This is a genomic window from Aestuariivirga sp., from assembly GCF_044239095.1.
GTDB lineage: Bacteria > Pseudomonadota > Alphaproteobacteria > Rhizobiales > Aestuariivirgaceae > Aestuariivirga.
In genome coordinates this window covers 1-12798 of record NZ_JBIICB010000106.1, presented here as the reverse complement: position 1 = coordinate 12798, position 12798 = coordinate 1, and the positions used below count along the sequence as shown (strand labels likewise).

At 61.6% G+C, this 12798-nt stretch carries 13 protein-coding genes; 5 read left to right on the top strand and 8 right to left on the bottom strand.

What is annotated here, in order from left to right; genetic code table 11:
- From ACILRA_RS11335 to ACILRA_RS11325, 3 genes are all read left to right on the top strand, one after another.
- On the top strand, positions 1 to 600 hold a 600-nt coding region (locus tag ACILRA_RS11335), incomplete at its 5' end, for a transposase (RefSeq protein WP_395662208.1).
- A gap of 76 nt (positions 601 to 676) precedes the next feature.
- Positions 677 to 1429 carry an SDR family oxidoreductase gene (locus tag ACILRA_RS11330; RefSeq protein WP_395662207.1) on the top strand — a complete coding sequence of 251 codons (753 nt, stop codon included), beginning with the start codon at positions 677 to 679 and terminating at the stop codon, positions 1427 to 1429.
- An 88-nt stretch (positions 1430 to 1517) separates the two neighbouring features.
- Positions 1518 to 2564 carry a Gfo/Idh/MocA family oxidoreductase gene (locus ACILRA_RS11325; RefSeq protein WP_395662206.1) on the top strand — a complete coding sequence of 349 codons (1047 nt, stop codon included), beginning with the start codon at positions 1518 to 1520 and terminating at the stop codon, positions 2562 to 2564.
- Here ACILRA_RS11325 and ACILRA_RS11320 read toward each other — a convergent pair.
- The 8 genes from ACILRA_RS11320 to ACILRA_RS11285 form a co-directional block, all read right to left on the bottom strand.
- A complete protein-coding gene (locus ACILRA_RS11320; RefSeq protein WP_395662205.1) occupies positions 2557 to 3612 on the bottom strand; it encodes an NAD(P)-dependent oxidoreductase in 1056 nt (351 codons plus the stop codon). The two genes, ACILRA_RS11325 and ACILRA_RS11320, sit on opposite strands and share 8 nt — an antisense overlap.
- Positions 3602 to 4390: an HpcH/HpaI aldolase/citrate lyase family protein gene (locus tag ACILRA_RS11315; RefSeq protein ID WP_395662204.1), complete on the bottom strand. Its 789-nt coding sequence runs from the start codon at positions 4388 to 4390 to the stop codon at positions 3602 to 3604. The genes ACILRA_RS11320 and ACILRA_RS11315 overlap by 11 nt, the downstream gene beginning before the upstream one ends.
- Before the next feature lie 17 nt (positions 4391 to 4407).
- Positions 4408 to 4725 carry a putative quinol monooxygenase gene (locus ACILRA_RS11310; protein ID WP_395662203.1) on the bottom strand — a complete coding sequence of 106 codons (318 nt, stop codon included), beginning with the start codon at positions 4723 to 4725 and terminating at the stop codon, positions 4408 to 4410.
- A complete protein-coding gene (locus ACILRA_RS11305; RefSeq protein ID WP_395662202.1) occupies positions 4722 to 5510 on the bottom strand; it encodes an FCD domain-containing protein in 789 nt (262 codons plus the stop codon). The genes ACILRA_RS11310 and ACILRA_RS11305 overlap by 4 nt, the downstream gene beginning before the upstream one ends.
- Before the next feature lie 36 nt (positions 5511 to 5546).
- Entirely contained in the window at positions 5547 to 6602 is a 1056-nt protein-coding gene (locus ACILRA_RS11300; RefSeq protein ID WP_395662201.1) for an ABC transporter permease, read from the bottom strand.
- Positions 6589 to 8121, bottom strand: coding sequence for a sugar ABC transporter ATP-binding protein (locus ACILRA_RS11295; protein WP_395662200.1), 1533 nt, complete (start codon positions 8119 to 8121; stop codon positions 6589 to 6591). The genes ACILRA_RS11300 and ACILRA_RS11295 overlap by 14 nt, the downstream gene beginning before the upstream one ends.
- A gap of 94 nt (positions 8122 to 8215) precedes the next feature.
- A complete protein-coding gene (locus tag ACILRA_RS11290) occupies positions 8216 to 9262 on the bottom strand; it encodes a sugar ABC transporter substrate-binding protein (RefSeq protein WP_395662199.1) in 1047 nt (348 codons plus the stop codon).
- Positions 9263 to 9411: 149 nt separating this feature from the next.
- Positions 9412 to 11793 carry a 1-deoxy-D-xylulose-5-phosphate synthase N-terminal domain-containing protein gene (locus ACILRA_RS11285; protein ID WP_395662198.1) on the bottom strand — a complete coding sequence of 794 codons (2382 nt, stop codon included), beginning with the start codon at positions 11791 to 11793 and terminating at the stop codon, positions 9412 to 9414.
- Positions 11794 to 11911: 118 nt separating this feature from the next.
- On the opposite strand from ACILRA_RS11285, the gene ACILRA_RS11280 reads away from it, so the two are divergent.
- Together ACILRA_RS11280 and ACILRA_RS11275 are read left to right on the top strand one after the other, a co-directional pair.
- Positions 11912 to 12379: an Lrp/AsnC family transcriptional regulator gene (locus ACILRA_RS11280; protein ID WP_395662209.1), complete on the top strand. Its 468-nt coding sequence runs from the start codon at positions 11912 to 11914 to the stop codon at positions 12377 to 12379.
- 103 nt (positions 12380 to 12482) lie between these two features.
- Positions 12483 to 12626, top strand: coding sequence for a hypothetical protein (locus ACILRA_RS11275; protein ID WP_395662197.1), 144 nt, complete (start codon positions 12483 to 12485; stop codon positions 12624 to 12626).
- Positions 12627 to 12798 lie beyond the last annotated feature (172 nt).

The window sequence follows — 12798 nt, the reverse complement described above, 5'->3', positions numbered from 1 at the left end:
ATGACCGACAGGGTGGACCAGATGTGGGGCACCGACATGACCCAGACAGTCACGACCGGTGAGGGCCGCGCCTATGTCTTCATCGCCGTCGACCACTGCTCGGGCGAGCTGGTCGGGACTCACGCCTCCTCCAGCGCCAGCCGCTGGGAGGCGCTCGAGCCGATCCGGCAGGGGGTGGCGAAGCACTTCGGTGCGGTGACGGAAAACGTCGCGGCCGGTCTGATCCTTCGCCACGACAACGGTTCCAACTACCTTGCCGATGACTTCCAGGACGAGATCGAATTCCTCGGGATCGAGAGCTCTACCGCCTTTGTGCGCCAGCCAGCGGGCAACGGTGTCGCGGAGAGGGTCATCAGGACGCTGAAGGAACAACTGCTCTGGGTCCGGTACTTCCCCACCGTGGAGGCACTGCGCAAGGGCCTCGCTGAGTTCGCCGATCTCTATAACGCCTCGTGGTTACGGGAGCGCCGTCGGATCGCCGACACCGCCTCGCCCAGACTTCTGGCCTGCCATATCTTCGCAGCTCGGCATGTACTCGGATGCAGGCTGTTGACCTGTACCTGCACAACACCTCTGGCCCTTTTTTCGCCCAACGCCTAGACTCTGATCCAAACCACAATCCCGGCATGTGGGTCTGGCCTGCCGATGGCCGGGCTGCTCTGGAAAGGAGAGGCCCATGACCGTCAGAACCGTCTCACTGGTGACAGGCGCCAGCCGTGGCATTGGCGCGGCGATTGCCCGGGCGCTTGGCCGCAGGGGTGGCGCCGTTGCCGTGCATTACGGCACGCACCGTGAGGCGGCCGACGCCGTCTGTGCGGAAATCCGCGCGGATGGGGGCGAAGCCTTCGCCGTTCAGGCTGATATGGGCAACGAAGCCCAAATTGTCACGATGTTTGAGAAGGCCGATGCCGCCTTCGGGCCGCTGGACTGTCTTGTGAACAATGCCGGCGGAATCATCGCCGTCAAACCGGTCGCGGAGGTCGATGCAGCAACCGTCAGTCGTGTGCTGGCGGTCAATCTGGCTGGCCCCATATACTGCTGCCGGGAGGCCGTACGGCGCATGTCAACCGCGCGTGGTGGCCGTGGCGGCGCCATCCTCAATATATCTTCCATGGCTGCCATTCTCGGTGGACTGCCCCACGAAGTGCATTACGCGGCCAGCAAGGGCGGCCTCGACTCCCTCACCATCGGGCTTGCACGCGAGGTCGCTACCGAGGGTATCCGCGTGAACGCGATCCGTCCCGGAGTCATCGACACGCCGATCCATGCCGCACACCATGGCGCGAGCTTTGCCACGGATTTCGCCGCCAATCTTCCGATGAAGCGGGCGGGCACTGCCGAGGAGATTGCGGAGGCCGCCGTCTGGCTGCTGTCGCCCTCTGCGTCCTATGTCACGGGCGCCATCCTCAACGTCTCGGGCGGGCGCTAGCAACATCTGCCGCGCAGGTGATCGAAGCGTTGACTCCTTGCATGCGTGAACGCAGACTCCTGCTCAAACAGAAAGGGTATGAAGGGCCATGCAACAGCGGCAGATAGTGGCAGTCGGTATGGTGGGTTGTGGATTTTATGCCCAGAACCATTTGCATGCCTGGGCGGATCTGCGTCCGGAGGGCGCCATTCTGGCAGCGGTCTGCGACATGGATCCCGGAAGGGCAAAGGCTGCTGGCGTGAAGTTCGGCGTGCCCCATTTCTCGTGCATCGAGACGATGCTCGAGGCCGTGCCGCTCGATCTTCTCGACATCGCCACGCGGATGGATACGCACCGCCCGCTTGCTGCCATTGCCGCAGAACTTGGTATCGCCGCCATCGTCCAGAAGCCGTTTGCGCCGACATGGGAGGATTGCATCGCCGTAGTGGAAAAGGCCCGTCAGCACAATGCCTGGCTCGCCGTCCATGAGAACTTCCGGTTTTCGACATCCATGAGGGCAGTAAAGAAAGTGCTCGCGCATGGCACGATTGGCACACCACGCTGGGCACGGCTGTCCTGGCGGACCGGCTTCGATGTCTATCGTGGCCAACCCTATCTCGCGGAAGAGGCGAAGCTCGTGATCCAGGATTTGGGCATCCATATCCTGGACCTAGCACGTTTCTTCCTCGGCGAAGTGGAGCGCCTGTCCTGTGAAACACAGAAGCGCAATCCGAAGATCAGGGCTGAAGACACGGCCACCATCATGATGCGCCACACGTCCGGCGCCGTTTCCGTCGTCGAGGCGACCTATGCGGCCAAGCGCGGCGATGATCCATTCCCGGAAACGCTTCTGGAAATCGAGGGCGATGAGGGCTCTCTAATTCTCTCAAAGGGCGAGAAACTGACGGTGACGACCCAGGGCCTGACCTTTGAAGACCATGTCGGCGGGCCGCTGCTGCACTGGACGAGCCGTCCGTGGCACGCCTCGCAGGAGGCCGTGCTGCACACCAATCGCCACATGTTCGAACGCTTCAGGCTCGGTCTGGCGGCCGACACCTCGGGCGAGGACAATCTCAAGACCTATGCCCTCGTCGAAGCCGCCTATGAGGCTGCGGCAAGCCATGCCTCGGTCAAACCCAAGGCACATGTCACCTGACGTGACGCGCCGCGTGGCGCTGCAGTTTTCTCACGAAGCCGGGCTGCGTCATCACCGCCTTGTTGAGAAGACCGGGTGGCTGGCGCCCGGCATGGATGGCCAGCACCGATGCCACATCGGCCGCTCCGATGCCGGCGAAGCACTGGTCAGTCCAACAAAGGGCATGTGGCGTAACGATGACATTGTCGAGCGCGAACAGTGGATGATCGGCGTTCAGCGGTTCGCCCTCGAACACATCGAGGCCCGCACCCGCGATGCCGCGGCGCTGGAGAATGTCCGTCAGCGCGTCCTGATCGATGATCGGCCCCCGTGCGGTGTTGATGATGAAGGATGTCGGCTTCATCAGTGAGAGCAGGTCTGAATTGACGAGGTGATGCGTCTCCTCGGTGAGGGGGCAATTGACGGTGAGAACATCGGACTCCCGGAACAGCGTTTGCCTGTCAACAAGCGTGACGCCCAACTCGTCGGCAACCTCCTTCGATGTGAAGGGGTCATGGGCCAGGAATCGCATCCCGAAGGGCTTCGCGAGCCGGAACATTTCGGCGCCAATGTTTCCGATCCCGATGGATCCGAGTGTGCGCCCCACCAGCCCCACGCCCATGTGATCATCGCGCGCGGCCGCAAAACCTGAAGGCCCCATCCGCGTCATGCGGTCCTTGATCAGTAGCTTTCCGGTGAGCGCCAGCATCATGGTGAGAATGGCCACGGCGACCGGACGGCGAACGCCGTCCGGCGTGATGCAGACTGCAATGTCGTGGGCGGTGCAGGCCTCGACATCGACTGAATCGTAGCCAACGCCAAAGCGCGCGATGACACTGAGCCGGCCCGACGCAGGGATGCTGTCCTTCGTGAATCTGCATCCGAGAAGGATGAGCGCATCCACATTCTCAAGGAGATCTGCACGCACAGGGTCTGACCCGGGCAGGAACCCAACACTCAGGCCCGGCATCCCGCGCAGGGCTGCCAGATCAAAGTCCGGAAACTTCGGTGATCCGTCAGGGTTGATGAAATCACCGGACAGGACAACGCGGAAATCCTCACTTGCCATCGTATGCACTCCGGAGTTCGGAAATTCCCGCCTTCAGCGCCCGCTGATAGAGCGATGTGTCAGTTCCGTAGCAGCAGAAGTCGAAACCGCGTTTGATGTCGGCAATGCCTTCGGCGGGCGTCATGACCAGCCGTCCCAGCGAGCGATTGTGCTTCTTCGCGGCGGCCACGATCTTGTCGAAAGCTGCGACATAGTCCGGGTGGTCGAATTTTCCAGGTATTCCCAGCGATGCGCTGAGATCAAAGTGACCGATCCACAGACAGTCAACTCCCGGTGTTCGGGCGATTTCATCGGCGTTCTCAGCGCCCTCGCGCGTCTCGATGAGAGCGAAGAAGGTCATCCGCTCATTGGACAGTCGCAACCGCTCGTCAACGGGAATATCGCCCGAGAAATAGTTGTCATGGGCGATGCCGAGCGCCACGCCCCGCTTGCCGGCCGGCGGATATTTGAGATGCTGCACCACCATTTCGGCCTCTGCGGCATCCTTGACCATCGGAGCCATGATGCCCTCTGCACCGGCGTCGGCGATGCGGGCGATCATGTCGTAATCCTTGCAGGGCGATCTCACGAGGACCGAAACGCCCCCGGCTTCGAAATACCGGACTGCGCTCTTGAGCGTCTCAAGGCTGAGGCCCGAATGTTCCATGTCAAAGAACACGAAATCGCACCGCGCCGAAGCCACGATATGCCCGATGCCCGGGGTTGCGAACTCGCCCACATAGTGGCCGAACTTCGGAGCACGGGTCTGCGTCATCTTCTTCAAGGAGAACTGGTTCATTCAACGATCCTTTGTGCTCATGCCCCGGCGGATGCTTCACAGACCAACGCGCCCCGCCGGATGCGCCTGCTCTCAAGAAGGTGTTCGGAAGCCGCATGGAAGGTTAGAAAATGCTCGGTCTTCAGATGTGCGGCGAATGCCGCTTCATCATCATAGATTTCGTAGAGAAGGATTTGGGTGTCGCTGTCGTCGGGCAAAACCACATCAAATCGCCGGCATCCGGGCTCGTTCTTCAAGGACAGCTTGGCATTGTCATCCATGAGGCGCCGGAACTCCGGCATCAGCTCGGCAGACCGAACATTCATCTCGACAAGGATCACAAAGGGCAGGCTCATGCTGGCCTGCCCTTGCCCTGTTCGAACTGCTGGGCGACCGTTTTCAGGTGGCGGTCCATGGCGTGCCATGCGGCCTCGGGATTTCTCGCGGCCACGGCTTCGTGAATCTCCTCATGGCTGCGATAGGCGCAGAGGGCGACGCCCGGAACACGCAGGGAGATATGCCGCTGAAGGGCCAGCCATTCGGAAATCGCCGCATGAAGGGCCGAAAACACCGGATTGCCGCCGATCTCTGCCAGGGCCAGATGAAAGGCAATATCGGATCGCTCGAATGCATCCATGTCACCCAGAGCCTCGCGGTTGATCTTCAGATACTCTCCAAGCCGCGCAATGTCCTTGTCGGTTGCAAGCTCGGCGGCGTTTCGCGCGATGGCGGATTCAAAGATCCGGCGGGCATCCTGAAAGGCTTTCTCGCCACCCTCCGACGACAGCAGATATCGCGCCGAGCCTGAAAGCTGCTCCAGAAGGTTGGCCGCCGTCGGCCGCGTCACAACCGTCCGGCCCCCATTCGTGATCCTGATGAAGCCGCTTCTCTGCAGAAGCAGAAGGGCCTCGCGGATCGCCGGACGCCCGACGTCGAAAGCCTCCATCAAGTTCCGCTCGGACGGCAGGCTCGCTCCCTCCGGCAGCAGGCCCGAGAGGATCTGATTCTCGATCTGCTCGGCGACGTCCTGATGGACCTTCCGCCGCTTGATGCTTGTGAACAGCATCTGGCTGCCATCTCGGGTCTGTTGCTGGGCTGGCCTCACGGCGCGCTGGCTTTCTACTGCTGTCTTCCCGGTCATGCCGCGGTGATCCCGGCTGAGGCGCCGCTGCTCCCGTTAGTTTGAGGCCGCAGGCTGCTCGCCCGCTGCGTCGTGGCTGACCTTCTCGAAGGACCGGAAGCGGACGCGCTGAGCGTCGATGAACATCGCCAGCATGATTATCAGGCCCTGGATGACCTTCACCCAGAATACGTTGACGTTCATCAGGTTCAGGCCGCGGTCGATGGTGGACAGGAGCAACACGCCGCCCAGCGCTCCGAGCATGGTGCCGCGACCGCCCTGGAGGCTGATGCCACCGATGACCGCTGCCGCCATAACGGTGAAGATGTATCCTTCGCCAAGATTGGCCTGGATCGATCCTACCCGCCCGGCCAGCATCCAGCCGCCGAGTGCCGCGAGAAGACCGGAGAGCACATAGACCTGGCGGACGCGGGCATCGGCATCGATGCCTGAAGCAATCGCGGCCTGCCGGTTGCCGCCGATGGCATAGAGCTCGCGGCCGAACCGGCGGTGGTTGAGTATGATGTGGCCGATTATGAAGACCGCGGCGGTCGCGACCACGGCCACCGGGATCTTGATCACGCCGGGAATCTCGAAGAGCGCCTTGTGACCGAGCCAGAAATAGGTTTCAGCAGGTGCAAAACCAAGTCCGCTGATCGGTGTCCCCTTGGTGAAGGCCATGATAAGGCCGCGCAGGATCAGCAGCATCGCGAGGGTGACGATGAAGTTGTTCATCTTGCCGATGGTGATCAGAGCGCCGATGATGTAGCCGACGCTGGCGCCCATCAGCAGCAGCACCACTATGGAGATGTAGGGGTTGAGCATGATGCCGCCGCCCCAGTGGGGCGCGGTGGCCGGAACGATCAGGAACATGCCGATGAGACCGGCCAGTCCGAGGGTCGATTCCGTGGAGAGATCGAAATTCCCTGTGATCAGCACGAATGTCTGGCCGACGACGAGAATGCCGAGGATTGCCGCCGCTGTAAGGATGTTGGTGATGTTTGTCGATGACAGGAAAACCGGCGACTGGGTCATGAAGAATATGAACACGGCGACAAGAATCACCCAGATCAGATGATCGAGTAACGCTGGAACATGCTTAGACAGTTGCATCGGCTTTCTCCCCCATCTCGCCTTCGATCGCAGCCAGAAGCCGCGCCGTGGTGATTGTGTCCTGGCCTTTCCGGAACTCGCGGATGATCCTGCCCCTGTAGAACACGACGATCCTGTCGCAGATGTCCATCAGCTCGTTCAATTCATCGGAAACGACGGCAACGGCCACTCCCCGCTGGCTCAGCTGGTCGACGATCCGCAGGAGGTCGACCTTCGCCTGGACGTCAACACCCTGGGTGGGTTCGTCGAGAAACAGAACCCTTGGTTCCGTAGCGGCAAGCTTGGCTACCACCACTTTCTGCTGGTTGCCCCCGCTGAGATTTTCGACCGCGGTATTGATCGAGGGGGTCTTGATGCCGAGCGCCTCGATGTAGTCTTCGGCAAGCTTGCGTTCCCTGCTGCCATCGATGAGGCCCAAGAGGCTTTGCAGGCGCTTCAACACCGAGAGCGAGATGTTGTCGCGCACACTGCGGATCGCGACAATGCCGAGGCCGTGGCGGTCGCGCGGAAGATAGGCGAGCCCCTGCGCCAGCGCCTCGATGGGGCTTGTGGCGCTGTAGGGCTTGCCCTGCAGCCGGATGTCGCCCACGCCCAGCGGCTCCAGGCCGAAGAGGCCACGCGCCAGTTCGCCGGGTCCGCTGCCTTCCAGGCCTGTGATGCCGACCACCTCGCCGGCATGGAGCGTCAGGTCGATGCCGGAATAAATGCCGGGCCGCGCCAGCTTGCTGATTTCCAGAACCGGCTTCCCGATGTTGCCGCCCGCCCTGCGGTAGCGTTCGACATTGGCGCCGCTGATGAGGCGGATCAGTTCCTGCTGGGTGATGTCCCTGACGGCCGATGTACCAGTGACGGCGCCATTGCGCATCACGGTCACATGGTCCGCCACCTCGAAGATTTCCTCGAGGTAGTGCGAGATGTAAATGAAGGACGCGCCACGTTCGCGCTGGCGGCGGACGAATTCGAAGAGTTTGGCGACATCATGCTTGGGCAGCGGCGCGGTGGGCTCGTCGAGAATGATGACGCCTGCGTCGGCAAACAGAGCGCGGGCGATTTCGATCATCTGACGCTCGGCGACGGTCGTGTCTTCCATGAGCCGCGTGACATCGAGATCGAGGCCGAATCGCGACAGCTTCTCATGCGCATCGCGGTTCATCTTCTTCCAGTCAACAAAGCCACTGGCCTTCATCGGCAGCATGCCGCAATAGACGTTCTCGGCGATGCTAAGGCTTGGAATGTATTTGGCATGCTGCGAGACGAGCGCGATGCCAGCCTGTTTGGCACGTGCTGTATTGAGATTTTCATGAACTGTGCCACGGATGCGGATCGTTCCGGAGTCGGGCGCATAGAGCCCAGTCAGCACATGCATCAGCGTGGATTTGCCAGCACCGTTCTTGCCGAGCAGGGCGTGAATCTGTCCGCGGCGGACCGTGAAGGAGACATTGTCCAGCGCGCGCACGCCCGGAAAGACCTTCACGATGTCCAGCATTTCGACGACAGGCGGCTCTAAGGCGCTGTCCATCACCATTCTCCACTCGGCTCTTAAATTGGACCGAAGGCTACGGGGCGCAGTGCGTAAGACCGCCGCGCCCCGCCGTCATTCGGAATTCAGCGGATCAGCCGCCGTTCTTCTTCTCGATGTTGCCCCACAGGCGCTCGTCATTCATATTCGAGGAATTGACAGGCGTGGTGGAGAGGAAGAGCTGCATGCCGACATCAGCCTTCTCGACACGTGCGGGTGACCACAGGGCGCCGTCCTGCTTAACTTCGCCGGGAGCGATTTCCTCGCCCTTCAGCTTCTTCTCGATGTAGTCAGCCGCCAGGACGCCGAAGTCCGGAATGGGCTGATTGGACGCGTGGTCAAACCTGCCCTCGCGCATGAGTTCGAGCGCGGCGAGGCAGGCATCGACGCTGGCCAAGAAGATGTGGCCGTCCTTGCCGGACTGGGCATCCTTGCCGAGCTCCTTGAGCGTCTGGACCGTGCCGGTGGAGTAGACGCAGTCCGAGTGCATGTAGATGCCGTCGAGATCGGCCTGGGCCGAGACAACGTCACGCACGATGTCGACGCCCTTCGATGCGTCCCAGTCACCCACCTTGGACATGACTTCGACTTCGGGATGCTGCTTCATGACGTCGTTGAAGCCGGCGCCGCGCAACTGCGCGACGTTCTGGGCAAGGTTGCCGGTGATTTCGAGAACCTTGCCCTTGACCGACCCATGCCGCGCCTTGAGGAAGGCCACCATGGCTTCGCCGGCCTGCTTGCCAGCAAGGTAGTTGTCCGACAGCACGACCATATCGACTTCACAGCCAGACGGGGCGCGGTCGATGGTGTAGAAGGGGATCTTGGCTTCCTTGGCCGCCGCCACCGCCTGGCAGATGCCGGCGCTGTCATCGGGAACCGCAACGATCGCCGCCACCTTCTGGGCAATCAGGTCGTTGATGTCGTTGAGCTGCTTCTGGGCGTCACCGCCGGACGTCAGGGTGACGACCTCCCAGCCCTTGGCCTTCGCGCCATTCAGCAGGCCGGCTTGTATCTGTCCCTGGCCGCCCAGCAGTGCCGGAGCCGAATAGCCGATGACGACCTTGTCGGCGGCAAGCGCCGAGGTTGATGCCGCAGCGGCAATGATTGCCGCCAGGATCAGGTTGCTTTTGAATAACTTCATGTATTTCCTCCCGTTTTTTCTACTTGGAGCCGATCTCTATGGCTAAATCAGCTCTCGACAAAAAAGCTAACAAGCCGTTTTGGGGCTGTCAATGCGTTAATCATACCATGCAACCTATCATACCAATTTTGATGTTACAGGATGGCGGGTTAGGCTGAAATGGCAGCCACCGGCCGGCCGGCAGTGAGGCTGCTGGCCTTCTGAGCGATACAGGCGGCCGAGATGCCGAAGTCGCGGTAGAGGTCCCCGATCGTGCCGGTCTGCCCGAAATGCTCCACACCCAGCGGAATGGTCCTGTGGCCGTGAACACCGCCAAGCCAGGCAAGCGTCGCCGGATGGCCATCGATCACGGTAACGAGGCTGCAATGCTGTGGCAGCTCCGCAAGCAGGTATTCGACTGTCGAGACGGCATTGTGCTGGCCCCTGGCGCGGGCACGTTGCGCCGCTGTCCACCCGGCATTCAGCCGGTCGGCGGAGGTCACGGCCAGAACCCCGACATCGCGTCTTGCCTCCGCGATCAGACCGGCGGCAGCGATCGCTTCCGGAGCAATGACACCCTGATAGGCGATGACCACCTCACAGCCGGGACCTGGCTTGCGCAGCCAGTATCCGCCATCGATGACGCCTTGACGGAACGCGGCGTCATCGCGGCGCGGAGGCTGGGCCACGGGATTGGTGCTAAGCCGGAGATAGACGGAGCCGCCCGTTTCGTCGCGCAGCCAGTTGCGCTCATCGGGATCGCCCTCGCCGCTGCGCTGCAGATAGTCGAAGGCCCAGCCCATGATCAACGCCAGTTCCTCTGCAAAGGCAGGTTCGAATGCGGCGATCCCGTCCTGCGCCATGCCGATCAGCGGCGAGGCGATCGACTGATGCGCGCCCCCCTCGGGCGCCAGCGTGACGCCCGAGGGCGTTCCCGCAATGATGAAGCGCGCATCCTGATAGCAGGCATAGTTCATCGCATCGAGGCCGCGCGCCACGAAGGGATCATAGACCGTTCCGATAGGGATCAGCCGCTTTCCGAACAGAGTGTGCGCCAGTCCCGCCGCACCGAGGAGCAGGAACAGGTTCATTTCGGCGATGCCCAACTCGATGTGCTGGCCCTCCGGCGAGAAGTCCCACTTCGCCGTCGAGGCAATGTTTTCGAGCCTGAATGTGTCGGCGCGTGCTGCGCGCGCAAACAGTCGGCGCCGGTTCACCCAGGGGCCGAGACTGGTGGTGCCGGTCACATCGGGCGACATGGTCACAATGCGCGCGGCTAGTTCGCTGTTGCCTCTGGCAAGCCCATCGAGAATCTTGCCGAAGGCGGCCTGCGTCGAGATTTCGCGTTCCTGCGGTGCACTGATGCCGGGCACGTGAAGCGCATCGTCCGTGAGCCGCCGTGCGCCAGCCTTGAAGAAGGGCACCACCTTGAGAAATGCTTCGAGCGAGGCCTTGTCCGCAACGCCTGCGAAGCGGTCCCACTCCTGTCCCGCCGGCACGCCCATCCTGATCTGCCAGTCCGCCATCTGGGCGCTGGTCATCAGCCCGCCATGATTGTCCTTGTGTCCGGCAAGGGGCGTGCCCCAGCCCTTGATCGTATAGGCCAAAAAGCAGACAGGCCGCTCGGTTTTCGCGGTCGCAAAAGCCTCGGCCATCGTCGCCACACAGTTGCCCCCCAGATTCTCCATGAGTTCCGCGAGTGCGGCATCACTGCGTCGGGCCAGCAGAGCCGAGACCGGACCCTGATCGCCGAGGTCATTCAGCAGCCGTTCGCGCCAGGCTGCGCCACCCATGTAGATCAAGGCCGAGTAGAGCGGATTGGGACAGTGATCGATCCAGTCCTTCAGCGCATCTCCGCCAGGCTCGGAAAAAGCCTCTCTCTGTAACCGCCCATGCTTAAGGCGCACGACATCCCAGCCAAAGGCATCGAAGATCTTCTCGATGCGGCTACACAGGCCCTCGTGCACGATGCCGTCGAGCGATTGACGATTATAGTCGATGATCCACCAGCAATTGCGCAAATTATTCTTCCAGCCCTCCTGCAGCGCTTCGTAGACATTTCCCTCATCCAGCTCCGCGTCCCCGGCAAGGGCGATCATGCGCCCGGCAGGCGCCACCGGACCCCATGGCTTGGCCCGGATGTAATCCTGGGTCAGTGCAGCAAAAGACGTGATGGCCACACCGAGGCCTACCGAGCCTGTCGAGAAATCGACGTCATCGGTATCCTTTGTCCGGCTCGGGTAACTCTGCACGCCACCGAACCCCCTGAAGTTCTCCATGGCTTCGCGCGTCTGGCGTCCCATCAGATATTGGATAGCATGGAAGACCGGCCCGGCATGGGGCTTCACGGCCACGCGGTCCTGTGGCCGCAGCGCGGAGAAATAGAGCGCTGTCATGATCGACACCATCGACGCCGAGGAGGCCTGATGACCCCCAATCTTGATCGCGTCCTCCCGCGGTCGGATGTGATTGGCATGATGGATCATCCAGTGCGACAGCCAGAGAAGGCGGCGCTCGATGCATGCGAGATGGCGCAGATTCGTGGATTCCATCGTGAAAGCTCCTCCGCTTCCTGACCGAGCTTGGACCGGAACCTCCGGGGGTTTTCACTTTTCTGGCGAACGGAATGAGATATATTGGTGATTATCATGGAAAAACCGAGCTTCATTGATGATTTCCACATCACCAGACAAGACCAGCATTGCGATCCTGCGAATCCTGCAGGAGGACGGGCGCACGACCATCAACGAACTCGCTGACCGCGTGGGGCTCTCGGCCTCTGCCGTGGCACGCCGGGTGCGCCTGCTCGAGGAAGCCCGCATCATCAGCGGCTATGCGGCGCTGATTGACGAGGTTGAACTCGGCTTCGGCTTTTCGGTCTTCGTCTCTGTAAAACTCGATCAGCAGGTCGACAGCGCCCTGGCGAAGTTCGAGGCGGCCATCCGCACCTTTCCGGAGGTCGTTGACTGCTGGCTGATGACCGGAAACCGGGACTATCTCCTGCGGATCTCGACGCGGGGTCTCGCGGAGTTCGAACGCTTTCTGGTGGGCCGCTTCACCAAGGTTCCCGGTGTTGCGTCAATCGAGAGTTCGATCCCGCTGCGCCGCGTGAAGACCGGGCTTGCGAGAATTTCCTGAGCTGCCGCAGTCTCCGATAACGGTGATTGACACTGCCCGCGTCCCTTCCTTCATCTGCATCTTCCGGAGCAGCGAGATCACCAAGCGCAATCGGGAGCCGACCATGGCAGCAAATGTCCTCACCCGTGCCGTCAGGCTGACGGGAACGAATGTGCGGGAGCCGAAGCGGCGCATTCTTTCTGCCGGCCCCATCACCGCCATGTTCGACAATGGCGCGCTGCGCTGCATCCGCCATGGCGACAAGTAATACCAAGGGCTCTTGTGACTGACTCACGGGGGATTCCCCTGAAGCTGGAGTTCTGATTCACTGGGCGCGAGGAGGATTCGCGCCATGCCACCAGCAGTACCCCTACGGACAGATTTCTCGGCTCGTGAGCTTCGCCGGTTGGCGAAGCAGTCTCGAGACAACAATCAGAGCC